Origin of the sequence: Rahnella sp. CG8 (assembly GCF_023701875.1) — a bacterium.
Taxonomy (GTDB): Bacteria; Pseudomonadota; Gammaproteobacteria; order Enterobacterales; family Enterobacteriaceae; genus Rahnella; species Rahnella aceris.
The window spans coordinates 151,802-172,533 of sequence record NZ_JABAED010000010.1 but is presented as its reverse complement, the minus strand read 5'-3'; the positions used below and the strand labels follow the sequence as shown (position 1 = coordinate 172,533).

The 20,732-nt window shown below is 53.4% G+C and carries 14 protein-coding genes; 11 read left to right on the top strand and 3 right to left on the bottom strand.

Translation table 11 applies throughout. The features are described 5' to 3' along the window. The first annotated feature begins 316 nt into the window (after positions 1 to 316). Positions 317 to 520 (top strand): 2-hydroxymuconate tautomerase family protein, encoded by a 204-nt coding sequence (locus tag HGO41_RS12005; RefSeq protein WP_013573463.1) that lies wholly within the window; start codon positions 317 to 319, stop codon positions 518 to 520. A 193-nt stretch (positions 521 to 713) separates the two neighbouring features. After that, positions 714 to 1,652, top strand: coding sequence for a 2-dehydro-3-deoxygluconokinase (kdgK, locus tag HGO41_RS12000; RefSeq protein ID WP_013573462.1), 939 nt, complete (start codon positions 714 to 716; stop codon positions 1,650 to 1,652). A 172-nt stretch (positions 1,653 to 1,824) separates the two neighbouring features. Here the strand turns inward: kdgK and HGO41_RS11995 are convergent, their stop codons facing one another. The 3 genes from HGO41_RS11995 to hmsP form a co-directional block, all read right to left on the bottom strand. Further along, the gene (locus HGO41_RS11995) at positions 1,825 to 3,324 is read right to left on the bottom strand and encodes a M16 family metallopeptidase (protein ID WP_250981051.1); all 1,500 of its coding nucleotides are present in this window, start codon (positions 3,322 to 3,324) and stop codon (positions 1,825 to 1,827) included. A 326-nt stretch (positions 3,325 to 3,650) separates the two neighbouring features. Further along, on the bottom strand, positions 3,651 to 4,934 hold the full coding sequence (locus HGO41_RS11990; protein ID WP_013573460.1) for a dicarboxylate/amino acid:cation symporter: 1,284 nt from the start codon (positions 4,932 to 4,934) through the stop codon (positions 3,651 to 3,653). Between the two features lie 236 nt (positions 4,935 to 5,170). Further along, positions 5,171 to 7,153 (bottom strand): biofilm formation regulator HmsP, encoded by a 1,983-nt coding sequence (hmsP, locus tag HGO41_RS11985; protein WP_126124568.1) that lies wholly within the window; start codon positions 7,151 to 7,153, stop codon positions 5,171 to 5,173. A gap of 559 nt (positions 7,154 to 7,712) precedes the next feature. On the opposite strand from hmsP, the gene bcsO reads away from it, so the two are divergent. The 9 genes from bcsO to HGO41_RS11940 all read left to right on the top strand — a co-directional run bounded on the left by bcsO (position 7,713) and on the right by HGO41_RS11940 (position 20,722). Further along, positions 7,713 to 8,483 (top strand): cellulose biosynthesis protein BcsO, encoded by a 771-nt coding sequence (bcsO, locus tag HGO41_RS11980; protein WP_013573458.1) that lies wholly within the window; start codon positions 7,713 to 7,715, stop codon positions 8,481 to 8,483. Next, entirely contained in the window at positions 8,474 to 9,277 is an 804-nt protein-coding gene (bcsQ, locus tag HGO41_RS11975) for a cellulose biosynthesis protein BcsQ (protein WP_013573457.1), read from the top strand. The genes bcsO and bcsQ overlap by 10 nt, the downstream gene beginning before the upstream one ends. Before the next feature lie 30 nt (positions 9,278 to 9,307). Further along, positions 9,308 to 11,407 (top strand): UDP-forming cellulose synthase catalytic subunit, encoded by a 2,100-nt coding sequence (gene bcsA / locus HGO41_RS11970; RefSeq protein WP_013573456.1) that lies wholly within the window; start codon positions 9,308 to 9,310, stop codon positions 11,405 to 11,407. Beyond that, a complete protein-coding gene (gene bcsB / locus HGO41_RS11965) occupies positions 11,404 to 13,893 on the top strand; it encodes a cellulose biosynthesis cyclic di-GMP-binding regulatory protein BcsB (protein WP_126124567.1) in 2,490 nt (829 codons plus the stop codon). The genes bcsA and bcsB overlap by 4 nt, the downstream gene beginning before the upstream one ends. Before the next feature lie 82 nt (positions 13,894 to 13,975). After that, positions 13,976 to 17,938: a cellulose biosynthesis protein BcsC gene (locus HGO41_RS11960; RefSeq protein ID WP_250981050.1), complete on the top strand. Its 3,963-nt coding sequence runs from the start codon at positions 13,976 to 13,978 to the stop codon at positions 17,936 to 17,938. An 18-nt stretch (positions 17,939 to 17,956) separates the two neighbouring features. Further along, positions 17,957 to 18,436 (top strand): cellulose biosynthesis protein BcsD, encoded by a 480-nt coding sequence (gene bcsD, locus HGO41_RS11955; RefSeq protein WP_013573453.1) that lies wholly within the window; start codon positions 17,957 to 17,959, stop codon positions 18,434 to 18,436. 9 nt (positions 18,437 to 18,445) lie between these two features. Further along, the gene (locus HGO41_RS11950) at positions 18,446 to 19,459 is read left to right on the top strand and encodes a family 8 glycosyl hydrolase (RefSeq protein WP_013573452.1); all 1,014 of its coding nucleotides are present in this window, start codon (positions 18,446 to 18,448) and stop codon (positions 19,457 to 19,459) included. A 190-nt stretch (positions 19,460 to 19,649) separates the two neighbouring features. Then, positions 19,650 to 20,117 carry a mobile mystery protein A gene (locus tag HGO41_RS11945; RefSeq protein WP_013573451.1) on the top strand — a complete coding sequence of 156 codons (468 nt, stop codon included), beginning with the start codon at positions 19,650 to 19,652 and terminating at the stop codon, positions 20,115 to 20,117. Then, positions 20,114 to 20,722: a mobile mystery protein B gene (locus HGO41_RS11940; RefSeq protein ID WP_013573450.1), complete on the top strand. Its 609-nt coding sequence runs from the start codon at positions 20,114 to 20,116 to the stop codon at positions 20,720 to 20,722. Before HGO41_RS11945 ends, HGO41_RS11940 begins: the two co-directional genes overlap by 4 nt. Positions 20,723 to 20,732 lie beyond the last annotated feature (10 nt).

The window sequence follows — 20,732 nt, the reverse complement described above, 5'->3', positions numbered from 1 at the left end:
TGCCGTCATGAATAAGAATCAGATTATCAGGGGGACATGCGGCAACATGTGTCGCGTGACTACAATGTGATTCATGTCAACAGCGTGTGTTCGCAGAACACTGTGTTTCATGGAGGCAAAGTAGCCCGGTTTCCTGGCTTTCTTTAGTAGAGTTATCTATCGGCGCTGCGCGGGGAAACTTTAATCACTCGATATAACCTTACAATCTGTGCGCCTAAATCAGCCAAAAAGCCGGGCTGGAAGTTCTTTTACACAGGCTCTACAGTGGAAGCACTGAATATTTTATTGACGCCTCATTCACAAGCCGGAGAAAAAAATGCCTTACGTTAATATCAAAATCACCCGCGAAGGCGCGACAGCTGAACAGAAGAAAGCGCTGATCGCCGGGGTGACACAATTACTGGTGGACACGCTGGGCAAAAATCCGGCGACGACCGTGGTCGTCATTGACGAGGTCGACACCGATAACTGGGGAGTGGGTGGCCGTCCGGTGACCGAACTGCGTCAGGAAAATAAGTAACTGCCTCAGGTGGAAGTGCTGACGCTTCCACTTTTCCCCTCGTTTTTTCTTCGTTTTTTTGCCTGCTGCCTACAAAAATAAAACCTTGTTTTAATTTATTTGACTGACCGCATTCTTATGAAGAGACTAGAGCGCAATAATGACGGTCTTTTCTTTCCTTTCGTTTTAATGCTTCAGACATAGGCCAGGTACCATGACCAGCAAAAACATTGCCGTTATCGGCGAATGCATGATCGAATTATCTCAGAAAGGCGATGCGCTCCACCGCGGTTTTGGTGGCGACACGCTGAACACGTCTGTTTATATCTCCCGCCAGGTTTCCCCTGATGCGCTGAACGTGCATTACGTCACCGCGCTCGGCAATGACAGTTTCAGCAATGAAATGTTGCAGGCCTGGCAGCAGGAAGGGGTTCACACGGATCTGACCCAGCGCCTTGAAAACAAGTTACCCGGTTTGTATGTGATTGAAACGGACAGCACCGGCGAGCGCACCTTCTATTACTGGCGCAATGATGCTGCCGCGCGCTACTGGCTCGACAGTCCGCAATCCGAAGAGATTTGCCGGAAACTGGCAGAATTTGATTATCTGTATCTGAGCGGTATCAGTCTGGCGATCCTCAGCGACGCAAGCCGTGACCGTCTGATGACCTTGCTGAAAGCCTGCCGTTCACGCGGTGGCAAAGTGATTTTCGATAACAATTACCGTCCGCGTCTGTGGGCCAGCAAAGAACAGACGCAGGCCGCGTATAACGCCATGCTTTCCTGCACCGACATCGCCTTCCTGACCCTCGATGACGAAGATATGTTGTGGGGCCAGAAGCCGTACGACGACGTGATTGCGCGCACCCATGCGCTGGGCGTCAGCGAAGTGGTCGTCAAACGCGGAGCCGACAGTTGCATCGTCTCCAGCGCTGAAGGCGAGTTGCATGATGTCCCTGCGGTGAAATTGCCGAAAGAGAAAGTCATTGATACGACGGCAGCAGGAGATTCCTTCAGCGCCGGTTATCTGGCGGTGAGGCTCACCGGTGGCAGCGCGGTGGAAGCCGCAGTGCGTGGACATGAAACAGCGAGTACGGTTATCCAGCATCGCGGTGCGATCATTCCGATGGAGTTTATGCCGGGGCGGGCATAAGGGGAGTTTTTCTTTACTCCACCCCCTGCGAAGGGGGAGGCTGGGAGGGGGTTTTAATGACTAACTCTTTGCTAAAGCACACTTAAACTTTTTGATTTAGACCTTAATACCCCACCCCAACCCTCCCCTTCGCAGGGGAGGGAGCCGACCGAATTCTTACTCAACGATCTACTTATTGCGCAGTCGTCGCCGATGCCGCTGGGGCATCAACCGCAGGCGCGGTTTCCACCGGTGCCATTATCTTGTCATAAACCGCCCGCAGCTCTGCGGCATTCACCTCAGGTTCCCCTTTTGGCTGCGCCACTAATAACGCAGGAGCGCGGGAAAGCTGTTGCTTCAGTTCCTGATTCAGCACCGGCAGGGTCAGCGTGGAAAGGAACTGCTGACGCAATTGCTGATACTGTTCTGGGGCGATATCTACCACACCGTTTTGCTGGGAACGCAAACGCTGGCTCATCAGCACATCGGTATCGGTGCGGGCGTAAGTCGCGAACAGTTTGCTCAGCTGATCGTTTTTCTGCGCAATCAGTGCGTCAAATTCAGCCTGAGAAATGCCTTTATCGCGAACAGCCAGGAGTTCTTCTGACAGACGTTTAAACAGCTCCGTCAGCTTAGCCTGCGGTGCTTCAATGCGGATTGCACACTGCGCGCGCTGATATTGCACATTACAGTCGAAACCCAGCCCCGGGCCAGGTGCCGGGGTGTCTTTTTTGGTTTCAAACGCACTTTTCAGTTGTTGCTGCAAATGCCAGAACAACGCTTCGCGGGCTAGATCACTGCGCCAGTATGCGGCAAGTGCCTGTGAATCCTGAATGGGCTGCCAGGCGTTATCCCACATTAATGAGACACGATCCTGAGTCAGATTTTCATCCATGACGGTCATGGATTTTGTCGTCACTTCAGACAGCGTGGGCAACGTCTGCGGCGTCTGGCGGCTGCCTTTGAGTGACGAGAACGTGCGATTGATTTGTTCACTCAGGCCACGACTGTCGACATTACCGACGACAAATAACGTCATCGCATCAGGCGTATACCACTGATGATAAAATTTGATTAATGCCTCGATATTGACAGGTTTGGTGGGTAAATGGTTTGGATTGTGACCAACCAGCGTCGAACCGGCCATCCGCGCACGCCACCAGGCATCCTGCGTATTTTGAGGCAGAGAACCTACCGGATCCTGAGATTCCTGACGGGCTGCACTCACCAGCGCCGGGGTGACAGACACTTTGCCCGCCGTATTTGCCAGCCAGTTCAGAGCATCTTTCAGAAGCTCAGGACGGTTATTGGGCAGGCTCAGGTTGTACATCGTGAAATCATAAGAACTGACCGCTGGCGGCAATGGCCGCTGCGGATTGATACTTTGCTGCCACAGAGACTGGAGCTGAGCCGTGCTGAAGCCTTCGCTGTGCATCAGCGCAAGGCGGGGAAGGAAATGGGCATAGCCCGTTTGCTGGGCTGATTCCGCCAGCGAGCCGGTGCGAACCACCAGGCGTAATTCAATGCGATCGCTCGGGCGTTGCGGCGTGGTCAGCAACTGCCAGGTAAATCCATTGTCCAGTTTCCCCTGCTGCCAGGCCGGATCTGGTTGTAATGCTTCAGCTTGCACATGACTTGCGGCTGCTGCCAGCAGCAATCCACCAATGAGTAAACGGATTTTGGTGCCCTGCATGTGAACCCCTACGTAATGACAATCCAATTTTCAATATGCTGTCCTGCCGGTGTCGGTCGACTGGCCCACAGGAATTGAATGCGTAAGTTTAAGGACGGAAAATACAGCCCTTCGTTAGACCGCGCATTTTTCGCAATGTCACGCAGCCCGCAAAAATATTATGGGAACGAACGCCAGATGAGGCATTTGAGGGACATATTATGAAGATAATCCACCGGTTGCATCAAGTAACCGGTGGATATTAGGTGGGTTTGGGGCTAAATAAATGCGTTTTTAGAAACCTTTCTCAATATTTTCATCCATTCAGCCACCATTTTTCAGAAATTTCAGGCGGACTTTTCGGCTTCTGTCAGACCCTTCTGGCCGTTTAAGGTCGCTTTTAACTGCCCTTCGTCCAGCTGATCACACCATTTTGCGACCACGATGGTGGCGACGCCGTTACCCACCAGATTGGTCAGCGCACGCGCTTCGGACATGAAACGGTCAATGCCCAGAATCAGTGCCAGTCCTGCAACCGGTAAATGGCCCACAGCAGACAACGTTGCCGCCAGCACGATGAATCCGCTGCCCGTTACGCCTGCCGCCCCTTTTGAAGACAACAGCAGCACCACAATCAGGGTGATCTGATGCCAGATATCCATATGGGTATTGGTCGCCTGCGCGATGAAGACTGCTGCCATCGTCAGATAAATCGAGGTGCCGTCCAGATTGAAGGAATAGCCGGTCGGAATGACCAGCCCGACCACCGATTTCTTACAACCCAGACGCTCCATTTTATCCAGCATGCGCGGCAGCGCTGATTCAGAAGATGACGTGCCCAGCACGATCAGCAGCTCTTCTTTAATGTAATTCACAAACTTGAAGATGCTGAAACCGGTGAAGCGCGCGATAAGCCCGAGCACCACCACCACGAACAAAATACAGGTCAGGTAGAAGCACAGGATCAGTTGTCCCAGTTGCACCAGCGAACCGACGCCGTATTTGCCGATGGTAAACGCCATGGCCCCAAATGCGCCAATCGGTGCGAGGCGCATGATCATATTGATGATGCCGAAAATGACCTGAGAGAAGCTTTCGATCACATTGAAAATCAGCTGGCCTTTGTGGCCCAGACGGTGCAACGCAAAGCCAAACAACACAGCAAATAGCAGCACCTGAAGAATGTTCCCGCTGGCGAATGCCCCAATCACGCTGGAGGGGATCACGTCCAGAAGGAACGGAATGATGCCCTGGCTTTGCGCCTGCTCGGCGTAAACCGCTACCGCTTTGGCATCCAGCGCGGCAGGATCCACGTTCATCCCGGCTCCCGGCTGTACAATATTGACGATCACCAGCCCGATGATCAGCGCCAGTGTACTGACAATTTCAAAGTACAGCAGCGCAATCGCACCGGTGCGGCCGACCGCTTTCATGCTTTCCATACCCGCAATACCGGTGACGACAGTACAGAAGATCACCGGCGCGATGATCATCTTGATTAATTTAACAAAACCATCACCAAGTGGTTTCATTTGAGCGCCAATCTCAGGGTAGAAATGCCCCAGAAGAACACCGACGGTAATAGCCAAAAGCACCTGAAAATACAGGCTTCTGAAGAGTGATTTTTTCATGAATACCCATCCTGAAGTGATTGCGCCGACTTCTATTTTTTGTAAGGTCAAAGGTAATGAGTGGCAGCAGGTAAATAACACAAGCACAACATGATGGAAATATTTCGTTTCCCTCCGCAATCACGAGTCATGAAAAACCGGAGCGGAAAGGATTCAGCAGGAAGTAATGTAAGTAAAAAAAGCGTCAGGAGGGGGAAATGCCGGACAAGAAGAGGTTTTCCTGTCCGTGGTACAGGTCAGGAAGGCTGGCAGAATTTCCGTTCGAAGTCAGTTTTGGAAAGCGGCGCGGAAAATAAATAGCCTTGTCCGAGCTGAATATTTTCCTTAAGCAGCCACTGACGTTGTTCCTCAGTTTCTACGCCTTCGGCTACCAGCTGAATATTCATGGCGCGACCAATCGAGGCCACAATATTCACCATCACTTCATCCTGCGGCAGCACGCTGACGAAGCTGCGGTCAATTTTGATGACATCAATAGGCAATGTGCGCAGCCGGTTGAGGTATTCCAGCCCGGAGTAACCCAGACCAAAATCATCAAGCTCGATGGAAACACCCACGGCGCGAAGTTCGCTGAGCAACAGCAGCGCGCGATCGAGATCATCAATGCGGGCCGTTTCCGTGATTTCCAGCACCAGTTGTCCCGGATTAATTTTGTAACGGCTCAGCAGGCTGCGCAGTTCCGGCAGGAAGTTACGCTGCTGTACCTGCGCGCCGGAGAGATTGACTGACAGCGGCAGGGGAATGCCTCGTTGCTGCCAGTCCGCCAGGATCTGACAGCCCAGCTCAAGAATTTTGTAACCCAGCTGACTCATGACGCCGATTTCTTCGGCCAGCACAATAAAATCGCTTTCCAGGCCGTAACTTCCATCGGCCATTTTACGACGCAGCAGGGCTTCCGCCCCGACCACCGTGTCGGTTGCCATATTCACCTGCGGCTGGATAAACAGCGTGAAATCATTCTGTTCCATCGCATGCAGGATTTCGTTTTCCTGCAGTAAGCGTTTCTGAATTTTTTCGGTCAGTTCCGGCTCGAAGAACAGGATTTGGTTTTTCCCCTGCTGATAGGCCGAGACTCTGGCCGCACGACCATTCACCATCAGTTGCTGCGCACTCACCGGGAATTCGCCGGTGTATTGCACGATGCCGATGCTGCCGGTCGGATGCAGAGACATATTGCCAGCATGACTTTCCTGCGGCGCATTGATGCGCTCCATGATTTGCCGCGCCAGACGCATCGCCATAAAGGGCCGCGGAATATCCGCCGCCAGCAGAGCAAATTCGTTATAACTCAGGCGCGCCAGCAGGCAGTTCTCAGGCAACACATTCATGATGGAAGAGATCAGCGGGCAATCCACATGGCCATCATCGCGCAGGCTTTCAATGCCGATTAACAGCAGGTGGAAACTTTTTTGCGGTTCAGCGCAATGCAGGCGGTGTTCCAGATGCTGCATAAACTGTTCTTCATTATTTAGCATGGTTTGAGAAGGCAGCAGTGCTTCACGGGCAGTGCATTGCGGCTTCTCCCGCTGTTGCTGATTGCGGTTGTAGCTGCGCACCAGCATGCCGATCTCATCGTCTTCGTGGCGTTGCGGCAGGGTCAGCTGATGGCCTGGCACCTCGCTTTCCGGCAGGGATTCCAGATCGCTGGCAATCGCGCGAAGCGGTTTCACGATCAAACGGTTGATAACCCAGCTCACGGAAATGGTCAGGATCAGCGCCAGCAACAGATATGTCGTCAGCATGGTCGAGAGCGCGCTGATGATGAACTGATACATGCGGTAGGAATCAGCCTGAAGGACCAGATAAGCCAGGGGTTTGGGGGCTTTAGGGCTGGCAGCCGCAGAATAGAGAGGTACGGAGATCGTCACCGGCAGATTGAAACCGCGGGTCACCCATTGCGGCACCGGGCGGCCTGGTGGGAAATGCGTATGCAGTGCGGCGATCTGATTGGGTAACACGACGTCGGCACGGCTCAGAATGCCCACCGGTTGCAGCGTATTCAGAATGTCCTGCGTTTCTTCCAGATCAACATCCAGCACGGCTTGCGAGAGCGGAACCCGAACAGAATGCGCAATATTCTCAAGTTGCTGGGCGTAATCGTCCCTCCGTTGCTGTACAAAGTGGAACAGCTGGATGACGATAAAAATACAAATGGTGATGGCCGCAATGCTCGACACGGCCGCCATCTGTTTAATCGTTAATGAACGCCTGACCCGCAACTTAATTCTCCATCAACCACCGACATGATTTTCCGCGCCCATCCGGGCAGAAACGGTACTTGTGCGCAGTATACCTTATAACGTGTTATTTCGAGGTTAAAGACGAAGTTTTGGCTATAAAAAACAACATGTTTGCCGGTACACACCTACAATGAATATTCTTTATGTTGTTCAACTTAGAGAAAACATACATTACTCAGGTTAATCGAATAATTCACAGCATAAGAACATCCTGAGCCCGGCGCACCTGATGAATATTATGTGCTATTCATCACATAAAAAACCAAACATTATACTAATTTAACAAAAACGCATCGCAAAACAACATCAAAAACCTTTTGCGCCAGCCAGTTATGCCCGTGTTGTTTTTTATGCGGGTTAATCCTATTTTTTGTAAAAACTGCTCTATGCTGTAAAAGAACTGATATATTAAGACGAGTCCTATTCCCACATAAAACTTTAAAAATATTCATCTTTTTACACTCTTTGTTAACGGCCAATCACAGTCGTTTTGACGTCCAGAAAACACCGAAATATATAATCCTATCGGGCGGGATTTATGAATAAATATGATGACATTAAACGTTTTATGGATAAGACGAAGTTGGAAAATCTTGATTATAAAGAGCTTAATGAAAAATCAACGGGAGAATCCATAACAGGTTCAATGAATCAGTGGACGTTGATTAAACAAGTCTCAGCCAGCGAAGAGCCTGCCGGTCCACTTGATAACGGCCGTACCACGCAGCCAACGCCACAATCCATTTCTGCGGATGAGTTTTCGCTTTCTGCTTCTCAGTCTGTCAATGAGCAGCAGAAACCGCATGCTTCTGCCGCACAGCCTGTTATGCACACACCAGCCACGCCGATGTCTTCGGAGGTTACTCCTCCGCCAGCCGGTTTTGGTCTGCTTGATGCCCTGCGCGAAACGCTGCCGTCCGCACCCGTTCAGCCAGCCCCCGTGTCCGTGCAGCCCGCGCAACATCAGCCTGTTCACACAGCACCGACATTGCACGCCCAGTCAGTCATTCCTGACAGCGGCTCAGGTTTACTCGATTCATTGCGTAAAGCAATGCCCGAAGCGCCTTCAAAGCCTGCACCTGCGCCGGTTCAGACGCCTCAGCCAGAACAACACCCCGCCGCGCCGGTTTACCACCAGCCGCCGGTACAAAATCCAGCGCCAGTGGTGCCCGCATCCCCGGCGTCTGCTGAGGTTAACCAGCGCTTTAAACAAATGTTTAAACAGCGAGCGCCGCAGCCTGCCAGCGCTTATTTACATCGCGACACACCGCTTCAACCCCTGTTAGAGATGATTGCCTCATGCCGTTAGTTTGCGTTTGTTCACCGAAAGGTGGGGTAGGAAAAACCACGGTGGCCTCCAACCTGGCCTATTCGCTTGCCCGCAGTGGCAGTAAAGTGCTGGTCATCGATTTTGATGTGCAGAACGCCCTTCGCCTTCATTTCGGTGTGCCTATTGCCGATACCCGCGGTTTTGTCGCCGGTTCGGGTAATGAATCCGACTGGAGCCAGTTCATCCTGAAAGCGGGTTCCAATACGTTTGTCTTACCTTATGGCGAAGTGACGGAAGATCAGCGGCTGGAATTCGAACATCAGCTTGCCAGCGATCCGCATTTTTTACAGCGCGGATTAAATACCGTCCTGAATTATCCGGGATTAATTATTATCGCGGATTTCCCTCCCGGCCCGAGTCCGGCATTAAAAGCCGTTCAGGCCATTGCTGATTTACATGTGGTGGTAATGCTGGCCGACACCGCATCATTATCTTTATTACCCTTAATGGAAAAAAACAAATTAATTGGCACCCCTTTGAATAACAAGTTGGGTGAATATTATGTTGTTAACCAAAGTGACACCCGCCGGACATTAAGCCGCGACGTCACCCAATTTTTCGAACAGCGTTTAAATGAAAGATTATTAGGCACAATCCACAGGGATGAATGTGTGCCAGAGGCCAATGCCTCGCAGCGCTCTATTATTGATTTCAGTCCGGTATCGGCTTCGGCATTTGATATTGAACTGATCAGCAAAAAAGTCGCCGCCATTTTAGGGATTAAAGTCGGTGATGGTGAATTACACGCCGCGCCTAAATCTGGCAGTTATTAGCTATCACTGTTAACAGCGACCCCAAAAGCGATGAATAAATTCCTGTTTTCTCTTCTTGTACTTCTGCTGCTGCCGGTGGCAGCAGTCATCATCATTACCCCGATGGACAGCCAGAAGCAGTACATTTTTGGCCTGATCAGCATCGGTCTGTTATTCCTGCTTGGCATCAGTAAAAGCCGACGGATTAGCGTGGTGATGGTCATCATGTCCGTCATGATGTCGACGCGTTATATTTACTGGCGTGCGACGGAAACGCTGCATTTTAATTCAACAATAGAAGCTATTTTAGGGATCGGCTTATTCCTTGCCGAACTGTATGTCTGGCTAATTTTGTTGCTGGGCTATCTGCAAACCACCTGGCCATTAAAACGCACCATCGAACCTTTGCCGGATGACACCACGCTGTGGCCAACCGTCGATGTGTATATTCCGTCTTATAACGAAAGTCTCGACGTAGTACGTGACACCGTGCTGGCGGCGCAGTGCATCGATTATCCGAAAGATAAAATCAAAATTTATGTTCTGGATGACGGTAAACGGGACGAATTTGCGGTGTTCTCCGCTGACGCCGGCGTGGGATATATCACCCGTAACGACAACTCCCATGCCAAAGCCGGCAACCTGAACCATGCAATGAAACTCACCAAAGGCGAGCTGATTTGCGTATTCGACTGTGACCACGTGGCCACCCGCGCGTTCCTGCAGGCGACGGTCGGCAGCTTCCTGAAAGACCCGCGTCTGGCGCTGATCCAGACACCGCACTACTTCTATTCACCTGACCCGTTTGAACGTAACTTGTCTGCGGGCCGCACCATGCCCAACGAAGGTGCCCTGTTCTACGGCCCGGTTCAGCAAGGTAACGACAACTGGAATGCGACGTTCTTCTGCGGCTCCTGTGCGGTTATCCGCCGTGTGGCTCTGGAAGAAGTGGGGGGTTTTGCGGTTGAAACGGTTACCGAAGATGCACACTCCGCGCTGAAAATGCAGCGTCGTGGCTGGAATACCGCGTTTCTGGATATCCCGCTGGCCGCCGGTCTGGCGACCGAACGTCTGGGTCTGCACGTCATTCAGCGTACCCGCTGGGCGCGCGGTATGACGCAGATTTTCCGGGTGGATAATCCGCTGCTCGGCCGCGGTCTGAAATGGCAGCAACGCCTGTGTTACCTGAACGCCATGCTGCACTTCCAGTTTGGTCTGCCGCGTGTGGTGTTCCTGACCGCACCGCTGGCGTTCCTGCTGTTCAACCTGAACATTATTTCCTCGTCCGCCAGCCTGATTTTTGCTTACGCGCTGCCGCACCTGGTGATGTCGCTGTACATCAACTCCCGCATGAACGGGCGTTTCCGCTACACCTTCTGGGGTGAGATTTACGAGACCGTGATGGCCTTCCACCTGATCCTGCCCACGCTGGTGACGATGTTCGCACCAAAACGCGGCAAGTTTAACGTGACGGATAAAGGCGGTTTGCTGGACGTCGGGTTCTTCGACTTCAACATCGTCAAACCTCACCTGATTGTCGCCATCCTGATGATTATCGGCATCGGTTACGGCATCGTGCGCGCCATCTTCCACAATTACTTTGCCATCGACCCAAATGTTATTGCGCTGAATATCGCGTGGGGCAGTTTCAGCGTGCTGATTTTGCTGGCAGCGATTGCAGTAGCGAAAGAAACCCGTCAGGTACGTAAAACTATCCGTATCGATGTGGCCATCCCGGCGATTATTCATTACGCCAATGGTATTTCACTGCGCACCACCACTATCGATATGTCGATGGGCGGTGTGCAACTGGTGACGCCGGACGTGCGCTATCTGGATGAAGAAATTGAAGAAGTAGAAATTCAGTTGTCTTCCGGCGCGGAAAGTTTCCCGGTGACGCAAATCAGCGGAGACAAAGAGCGGTTGCGTCTGCAATTTGAAAACCTGCCGTTATCGAAACGCCGCGAGCTGGTTCGCGTGGTCTTATGCCGTGCTGATGCCTGGATTGGCGAAGAATACCCGCCGGATAACCCGTTCAGATCGCTGGTAAGCATCATCCGTTGCGTGTTCGAGTTGTTCTATAACACGTGGAAGGAACGCCGTGCTAAAAATAAACCCGCTGACGCCACCAGCAAGAGTGAAGCAGCATGAACCGACCTTATAACCTCATGAGTAAGCGCCGTTTATTGGCTGCACGGGGCGCATCCCTGTTCAGAAAAATCACCACCGGTTTGTTGCTGACGTTCAGCAGTCTGCCGTTGTCACAGGCGGAAGACGCGCCGGCACCAGCCGTTGATCCGGCAACCAGCCTGCCAGCCGCGCCGTCATGGCTACCGCCGGTCATGCCGATGCCGGGTGAAACGGCGCCAGCCGGTGACACAACGCCAGCCCCGGCCGCAGATGCACCACAGACGGATACCACGCCGGTGAATAACAGCCCCGCGATGCCTGATGTAACTGCCGATCCTTCCGCTGCCGCTGCGCCGGTAATGCCGCTGGTTCAGCCGGTGACCAGCAACGTCACCGTTGCCGAAATGGGCCAGCCGAACGGGCTGACGCTCAGCGGCGGCCAGTTGCAGTCCGGTATCATTTTCACCCTGCCTGCCGATGAAGTAGTGACCAACGCGCACCTGTCGCTGGCACTGAAAATTTCTCCGGCGCTGATTGCCCGCGATACCACACTCGAACTGATGCTCAACGGCCAGCCGCTGGGTAACCTGCCGCTGAATCAGAGCAGCAACGGCGGCGATGTTTACGATCTCGATATTCCGGCAGCCATGGTGGTATCCAACAACAACCTGAGCTTCCGCGTGCATGACAGCAACACCATGACCTGCGAGAAAGATCAGTCGGATAAATATTGGGTCACTATTTTGCCCACCACCAGCATCGGGCTGGAAGGTCAGCAACTGAATATTGGCCGTAATCTGGGTAACTTCCCGCGTCCGTTCTTTGATGGCCTGCAGATGCAGGAGTCCAAAATCACCATGGGCTTCTCTGCTGCCATGAAACCGGGCGATATCAGCGCTGCGGCGATGGTCTCTTCTTATCTCGGCATGTTGTCCGATTATCGCAGCGTCGATTTCCCGGTCATCCTGAATGATTTGCCGGATCAGAATGGCATTCTGTTCGGCAAGCCGGGGGATAAAATCGGTTCACTGACGTTGCCGGCGAGCAACGGCGCATCGATTCAGATTATCGATAACCCGATCAATCCGGTTTACAAGCTGCTGCTGGTACTCGGTAATGACGATAACCAACTGCGTCAGGCTGCGTATCGCCTGATCAGTGGCGGGATGCCGAACAACACCGACCATCTGGATGTGGCCCAGCAAACCATTCCGTCCAGCAAACCGTATGACGCGCCGCGCTGGATTGACACCTCACGGCCGGTGACGCTGGGTGAACTGGCGGGTAAAGATCAAGATTCGCTGATTTCAAACGGCATTTATCACGACGGCATTCAGGTCGCCTTCCGCGCTGCGCCAGATCTGTTCATGTGGGACGGACACAATATTCCGGTGCGCATTGATTACCGTTTCCCCACCGAAAACTGGATTGATGAAGACAGTTCAAGACTCAACGTCTCCATCAACAGCAACTTCCTGCGCAGCCTGACCGTCAACAAAGTGGGTCTGGTGGAAAATATCTGGCGTCGCCTGGGCGGTGACAGCCGTCAGGAACGCTACACGCTGCAACTCGCGCCCTACCTGATTTACGGCGACAACCAGTTGCAATTCTATTTCGACATCAAGCCGAAAAAAGATGCGCCGTGCAGCATTCTGACCAGCGACAATATTAAGAGCCGTATCGATCCAAAATCTTTCATCGACCTGAGCGGAAGCTACCACTTCGCCCAGTTGCCGAACCTGTCGTATTTCGTCGGCGCGTCTTATCCGTACTCCAAACTGGCTGATTTCTCCGACACCCTGATGCTGTTGCCGCAAACGCCGACAGCGGATGAAATCCACACCCTGCTGAACCTGGCCTCACGCGCCGGTAAAGCCACAGGCATGCCGGTGAATCATGTGCAGGTGGCCTTCGGCCTGAACGGTGATGAACAAAATAACCCGCTGTTTGACCGCGATATTCTGGCCGTCACCACGCTGGGCGACACGCCATTCAACCAGCAGTTACTTGCGGACTCTCCTTTCAGCATCAACGGTGGCTCAATGGGCGTAAAAACGCCGACCGAAATGCAGCGCGTTGTCGCCTGGCTGACCGGTGACTGGTACCGCCAGCCGGTCGATGCAGACCGTTATCTGTCCTCAACCGGCGCATGGCGTGGCTTCGTCAGCTACCGTTCGCGCTGGTCTGCCGACCATGTGGTCGTGCTGGCAACCGGTACAGACGATCAACAGTTGCTGAAAATCCATAACGATTTGAAATCACCCAAAATCAACGCCAACGTGCGCGGCGATCTGGCGATTATTACCGATGAAAATGGCATCCGCAGCTTCTCAGTGGGTCAGCAATTCCCGACCGGGCAAATGCCGTGGTACATGATGGTGCTCTGGTATGCCAGCAAACACATCGTGATCCTGTCGTTGATTGCGACCCTGCTTTCGCTGGTGGTTGGCCTGAGCCTGTTCGTTGTCCTGCGTCGTCACGCGGCCAAACGTCTGGGTCAGAAATGAAAAGCATCGGCTTTAAAACAAAAACAATGAAGATCGCCCCGATTTCGGGCGGCGACTCTCTGGCGATTACCGGAGCTGGAAAATGAAGAAACATAAACTGTCCCTGGCGGTGATCAGGGCTATTTATCTGGTAGGGATCGCCGGAGTAGCGAGTTTTAGTGCCACCACCTTTGCAGCGGATACCACCAATCCTGCCATGAAGGCGTTGTTTGATCAGGCCGCTTACTGGCATGAACGCGCCCATGACGACCTGGCGAAAGACGCCTTACAGAAAGTGCTGCTGGTTGAGCCAGACAATGCGCAGGCGCTGTACCTGATGTCGCTGTATTCCATGCAAAGTGGCGATAAAACCGCAGCCAGTCAGTGGCGCGAAAAACTGGCCGCTGCCTCGCCGGACGATCCGCGTCTGACATCGCTCAACAGCGCCAAAGCCATGCAGTCAATCCCGCCGGCTCAGCTGGCTTCTGCCCGCCAGATGGCCGCGCAGGGCAACGTCAGCGGTGCGCTTTCGGCGTACCGCACGATCTTTAACGGCAACCAGCCACTCGACAGCCTGGCGACCGAATATTATCTGACGATGGCGGGCGACAAGTCGCTCCAGCCGCAGGCCATTGCCGGGTTACAACAGCGTGTCGCCTCGCGTCCTGACGACACACAGGCGCGCCTTGGTCTGGGTAAGGTGCTGACGTATCAGGAATCCACCCGCCGCGACGGTATAAAATTACTGAGCACGATGGCCGGTTCCAGCACCGAAGCCGACCGCTCATTACGTCAGGCATTATTGTGGATGACGCCGCAGGAAGCTGACCGTGATTTTTATCAGGGCTATCAGGCACGTCACCCGAACGACACCGGGGTGATGACTTACTTCCAGAAAAACATCGGCGGCGCGGCGAAAGGTCAGGGCTTCACGGCACTGAACAGCGGCGACGTCAACAGCGCGAAAGCTAAGTTTGAAAGCGTACTGGCCGATAACCCGAATGACGCCGATGCACTGGCCGGTCTCGGTTATATCGCGCAGCGCAGCGGTAACTTTGAGCAGGCGTCACAGTATCTGAGCAAAGCTGCCGCACAGGGCGGCCCGAACAGCGCCCAGCTGAGCAATCAGGCACAGGATTCCGCGTTTTACGCCCAACTGGCGAAAGCCAAAGACGCCGCCGGCTCCGGCAGTTACGACGCCGCACTGGCGGCCGTCACCCCGCTGACGCAGGTCGGTGGTGAGAAAGGTCAGTCAGCCAGCCTGTTGCGTGCGGATATTCTGCGCCGCAAAGGCGATCTGGCCGGGGCTGAGCAACAATACAGCGCGCTGGGCGATAATGCCGATGCCCGCGCCGGGTTGTATTACGTGCTGCGTCAGCAGAACAAAACCGCCGAAGCCAGTCAGGTGCTGAAAACGCTGCCAGCCGGGATTCAGGCCAAAATGAACCCGCCGACCGTGGCGGATGTTATCGAGCCAATGCGCCGTCAGGCCGCCCAGGCCGTAGCGAACAACGATCCGCAGCGCGCACTGAATATTCTTCAGCAGGCACGGGAACGTCAGCCGTCGAATGTCTGGGTGAAACTGGATATGGCGCGCATCCTGCAATCGCAGGGGCAAACCGCGCAGGCACAGTCAATCATGGCGCCGTCTGCGCGTCCGGGTGCCTCTTCTGCCGATCTGTACGCCGCGGCCCTGTTCGCGTCAGAAACCAAAAACTGGTCAACCGCCAACGCCCTGCTCTCGCGTATTCCGCGCAGCAGTCAGAATCAGGGGATGCGTGAACTGGCGCAGCGCGCCAACTTCAATGCGCAAATGGCCGATGCCGAAAGCTATCTGCAACAGGGCAATGCCGCCGCTGCGTCTAACACCTTGCGTGCGCTGGCACAGAATCCGCCAGCCGCGCCTGCGGATGTCGGCGCGCTGGCGAAAAACCTGGCGGCGGCCGGTCAGCTTCCGCTGGCGGTGCAACTGGTTCGCCAGAATATGCGTCAGGGCGTCAAAGGCAATGCCGGGGATTACGCCGATCAGGTCAGCGTGCTGAATCAGGCCGGTCTGAGCAATGAGGCGCAAGCCTTCCTGCAAAATCCACAAATCCAGTCCGGCACGTCACCGACAGCGCTGGCGAGCCTGCGTAACGGTTTCGTGATCACCCAGGCTGACCAGTTGCGCGAACAGGGTCAGTACGCAGCGGCCTACGACAAACTGGTCGTCGCGTTGCAGGCTGATCCGCAAAACCGCGACCTGATGCTGGCGATGGCGCGCCTGTATCAGTCCGGAAAACTCAATAAGCAAGCCGGTCAGGTCTATAACTACCTGATGAGCAACGACACACCGACACAGGATGCACGCGTCGGTGCGATTAACGTTGCGCTGGGCGAAGGCGATAACCAGCGTGCTAAAACGCTGATGGAAGGCCTGCGCGGACCGCGTACGCCGGACCGTCTGTTACTCGAAGCGCGCGTCGCCGAAGCACAGGGCGATCATCAGCAGGCGCTGGCGTTACTGCGTTCTGCGAAGGGCAAGATGATCGGGCTGGAAGGCACAGACAGTCAGGCGCAGGTGGCCGGATTGCAGATCAGCGACAACCCGTTCATCAACCGCTCAACACGCACCTCCGCCTCACGACCGGCGACACAATCTTCTTACGGTGCCGTATTGCCGTGGCAGGTATCAGATCAGGTTTCCACGCCGGGAAATATTCCGGCGGCAACGACCGAACCGACAGCGGTCACACAGCGTAATGCCACGGAAAAACAGATCGACGACATGCTCGACGAGTTGCAGGGCAAGACCGCGACCTGGGCGCAGGGTGATATGTCGATCCGTGGCCGTGACGGCGAAAGCGGTCTCAGCCAGCTGACCGAAGCCAAAGCACCGATGACCTTTGCCTTCGTGCCGTTTGATACGTCACGTCTGAGTATTGGCGTCACGCCGGTTTCCCTCAGCGCAGGCAGCCCGTCCGGTACCGGCAATTCCCGCTTCGGTCAGGGCGCACTGGCTGCAGCACAGTCGGCGCAGAAAGATGTGGCTGCCGCAGCCGCAGCGGCGGGTCTGGATATCGCCAGCTACAGCACCTTTGCCAAACTGCAGGCAGCGGCAGCGGCGAATTCCAGCACCAACTGTACGTCAGCTAACGCAACCTCCGATCAATGCGTGGCCTACAACACCATTACGGGTACGGATCCAACGACTTATGCGGCGCCAGCCGCAGGCAATCAAAGCGCAACCGGCGTAGAAGTGAACGCTGCGCTGACCGGTGACAGCTATAAAGCCGATATCGGCAGTACGCCGCTCGGGCAGGATCTGAACTCGCTGGTCGGTGGCGTGCAATGGGCACCGAAACTGACTGACTTCACAACCCTGCGCGTGACAGCTGAGCGTCGTGCCGTCACTGACAGTATTCTGTCCTACGTCGGCACCAAAGATAATTACAGCGGCAAGGAATGGGGTCAGGTCACTAAAAACGGCGGCAGCGTCAATCTGTCGTACGACGATGGCGATGCTGGTTTTTACGCCGAAGCGGGTTATTACAGCTATCTGGGTAACAACGTGAAGAGCAACAAATCGGTGAACGCCAATGCCGGTCTGTATGTACGTCCGTTCCGTTATGACGATCGTGAACTGAAAACCGGCATCAACGTCGGTTACATGGATTTCGACAAAAACCTCAGCTATTACAGCTTCGGTCAGGGCGGTTACTTCAGCCCGCAAAACTATGTCAGCGTCTCCTTCCCGGTGGAATACACCCAGAAATATGACGACTGGGATCTGAAACTGTCCGGCGCGGTGGGCTATCAGTCTTATTCGCAGGATAAGAGCGCCTACTTCCCGAATAACCCGGACCTGCAGAAACAACTGGAAGATCTGGTGGCTGAGGGCTACGGCACAGAAGCTTATTACAGCGGTAAAACACAAAATGGCATCGGCTGGAATGCGGGCGTCGGCGGCAACTATCATCTGAACAAAAGCATGCAGATTGGCGGACAGGTTGGCTACGATACTTTCGGCGATTACAACGAAAGTAAAGCGCAGGTCTACTTCCGTTATCTGATGGGCCAAAATTAATCGCGGTGAAATAAAACCATGCAAGAACATAACTATACTCAGGTCGCGCAGGAATATTACCGCCAGCGCCACACCACACCCGGCTGGCAAAGCCTGGTACAGGTGCTATTTTCAGGTATTCTGGCGTCCGCCGATGACGAAGATGGCCGCCGCTTTCTGACCCTGATGGGCAATAACCTGGCACGCCAGCATCCGCTTCCCGCCTCTGCGACCCTTGGCGAACTGGAAGACAATATCAATCATATTCTCAGCCGTTTTGACTGGGGTGTCGTGAAGCTGGAAGCGACTTCGCAACAACTGGCGCTGGTGCACATTGCCTGGCCGGCATCACCGCAAGGGCAGGATGATGCGTTGTGGCCTATTGCGCTCATCGCCCTGTTTGAAGGACTGTATGCTGAGTGGTTGTTATCACAAGGCGGGCAACCCTATGTTCCGCTGCGCTGGCAGGAAAGCACACCGGAAGGCGCATTCGTTTTTCGTTATCAAAATGGTTTGTAAGGAATCTCTATGTCGTTATTTCGGCGCTACAGCCTGGTGCTGTGGTTCGGCCTTATTTTCGCGTTTTTCAGTTCCGCTGTAATGGCTCAGGATGCTGGCTGGTCTGCGTATAAAAGTCGCTTTCTGATGCCAGATGGACGAATCATTGATACCGCCAATAAAAACGTCAGTCACACCGAAGGTCAGGGTTTCAGTATGCTGCTGGCGGTGTTCAATGACGATCAGGCGACGTTCGACAAGCTGTGGCAGTGGGCAAACACGACGCTCTATCGCAAAGATATCGGCCTGTATTCATGGCGGTATGACCCGAACAGCACTCCGCATGTGGCAGATATCAACAACGCCTCTGATGGCGATACGCTGATGGCCTGGGCGCTGTTGCTGGCGGGTGATAAGTGGAACGACAGCCGTTACACCAAAGCCTCTGAAAAATTGCAGACGGCGCTGATCAAATACAATGTGATTGATTACGCCGGTTACAAAGTGATGCTGCCGGGCGTGAAGGGTTTCAATCAGACCAGCAACGTGACCGTCAATCCGTCCTATTTCATCTTCCCTGCCTGGCAGGCATTTTATGCGCACAGCCATTTGAAAGTCTGGAAAGATCTGGATGAAAGCAGCACCGCGATGCTCAGTAAAATGGCGTTTGGCGATTTCCGCTTACCGACGGACTGGGTGGATATGCAGGCCGATGGCACCCTGAAACCGGCCAGCCGCTGGCCAACGCGTTTCAGTTACGATGCCGTGCGTATCCCGCTGTATCTCGGCTGGGCGCATCCCGGCAGCCCGCAACTGGCACCGTTTATTCTGTGGTGGCAAAAATCCCCACGCGACGCCACACCCGCCTGGATTGATGTCATGACCGGCACCAAAGCGGGCTACAACATGTCACCGGGATTATTAGCCGTGCGCGATTTCACCATGGCCAACGCTGGCGCCATCAGCCCGAACCTGGCACCGAAAGACGATTACTACTCTTCCACCCTGCAACTGCTGAGCTGGTGGGCAAGTCATAAAGGATAAGCGTACTCTGAAATAGTAAGGCCAGTCAGTGGATGCTGACTGGCCTTTTTTGTTGTAATCGATTGCATATATACAATCGATTAATTCTAAAATGATTGTATATATACAATTGATTTATCCAAATTTGATTGTATATTTAATATTGAAAATCAATAAATCTATTGTAAATATGCAATTAAAAGGTTTCTCTATGTGGGATAAAGAATTAAAAATCAAACAGGTAGACAACCTTCTCAATGAAATGAAACCTCGACGCAAAGCCAAGCGCCCAAAAAAAGGATGGATACAACTTCTCAGAAGCGCGCTGGGTATGAGCACCCGCTCCCTTGCCGAACGATGTGGTTTAAGTCAGTCGCGCATTTCGCTGATAGAAAAAGGTGAAATTGAAGGGTCGCTAACGCTGAATACACTGGAAAAAATCGCTGAGGGCTTGGATTGTGAGCTTGTATACTTTTTGCAGCCAAAGCAAGGGCGAACGCTGCAAGAACTAAGAGAGCAGCAGGCCGGGAAAAAAGCGAAATTCCTTAATCAGTACACTGAAATTCATATGTCACTGGAACAGCAATCCACATCATCAGCGTTCCAAGAATCGACACAAGACAAGCTTAAAAGCGACCTATTACAAAAATGGCCTCGGGATTTCTGGGATGAAAAATGAGCGAAACCATCAATAATGGCCTTCCTGAAGGGGCAACGGAACTTAGCCCTGACGATCTGGCCGGTTTAATTCCCGACTACATCTTTACCCGGGAAGACCTGAATCAATTTGAAAAAACGAACATACAGCAGGCATTAGCGCATCTCAGCCGTCAGAAGCTGATTTACACAGAGATCTTAACTGTCGATTTCTGTCTTCGATTACACCGCAACATGTTCAATAAAACGTGGGAATGGGCGGGGCAACTCAGACGCAGAGAAGTAAACATCGGGAATACGCCGCCTTATATGATCTCAATGCGTGTCAGAGATACTCTCGATAATGCAATTTTCTGGATTGAAAACGAAACTTACCCACCCGATGAAATCTGCCTGAGACTTCACAGAGACATTGTATGGATCCACCCTTTTCCCAATGGGAATGGAAGGCATTCCCGGATATTTTGCGACGTGCTTCGTCGCGCGCTTGGAAGGGGGTTCTTTCCCTGGGGGATATCAGCAGGCGAACTCGTTTCACCAGATGCACATCGCGCTGAATACATTCTCGCTCTGAGAGAAGCCGACAATGGCGATTATAGGCGCCTTATCAGATTTGCTTCTGACTAAATATTACCCA

Coding starts and splice junctions, on each gene's coding strand:
- HGO41_RS12005 (WP_013573463.1), top strand. CDS start 317: ATGCCTTACGTTAATATCAAAATCACCCGCGAAGGCGCGACAGCTGAA.
- kdgK (WP_013573462.1), top strand. CDS start 714: ATGACCAGCAAAAACATTGCCGTTATCGGCGAATGCATGATCGAATTA.
- HGO41_RS11995 (WP_250981051.1), bottom strand. CDS start 3,324: ATGCAGGGCACCAAAATCCGTTTACTCATTGGTGGATTGCTGCTGGCA.
- HGO41_RS11990 (WP_013573460.1), bottom strand. CDS start 4,934: ATGAAAAAATCACTCTTCAGAAGCCTGTATTTTCAGGTGCTTTTGGCT.
- bcsO (WP_013573458.1), top strand. CDS start 7,713: ATGAATAAATATGATGACATTAAACGTTTTATGGATAAGACGAAGTTG.
- bcsQ (WP_013573457.1), top strand. CDS start 8,474: ATGCCGTTAGTTTGCGTTTGTTCACCGAAAGGTGGGGTAGGAAAAACC.
- bcsA (WP_013573456.1), top strand. CDS start 9,308: ATGAATAAATTCCTGTTTTCTCTTCTTGTACTTCTGCTGCTGCCGGTG.
- bcsB (WP_126124567.1), top strand. CDS start 11,404: ATGAACCGACCTTATAACCTCATGAGTAAGCGCCGTTTATTGGCTGCA.
- HGO41_RS11960 (WP_250981050.1), top strand. CDS start 13,976: ATGAAGAAACATAAACTGTCCCTGGCGGTGATCAGGGCTATTTATCTG.
- bcsD (WP_013573453.1), top strand. CDS start 17,957: ATGCAAGAACATAACTATACTCAGGTCGCGCAGGAATATTACCGCCAG.
- HGO41_RS11950 (WP_013573452.1), top strand. CDS start 18,446: ATGTCGTTATTTCGGCGCTACAGCCTGGTGCTGTGGTTCGGCCTTATT.
- HGO41_RS11945 (WP_013573451.1), top strand. CDS start 19,650: ATGTGGGATAAAGAATTAAAAATCAAACAGGTAGACAACCTTCTCAAT.
- HGO41_RS11940 (WP_013573450.1), top strand. CDS start 20,114: ATGAGCGAAACCATCAATAATGGCCTTCCTGAAGGGGCAACGGAACTT.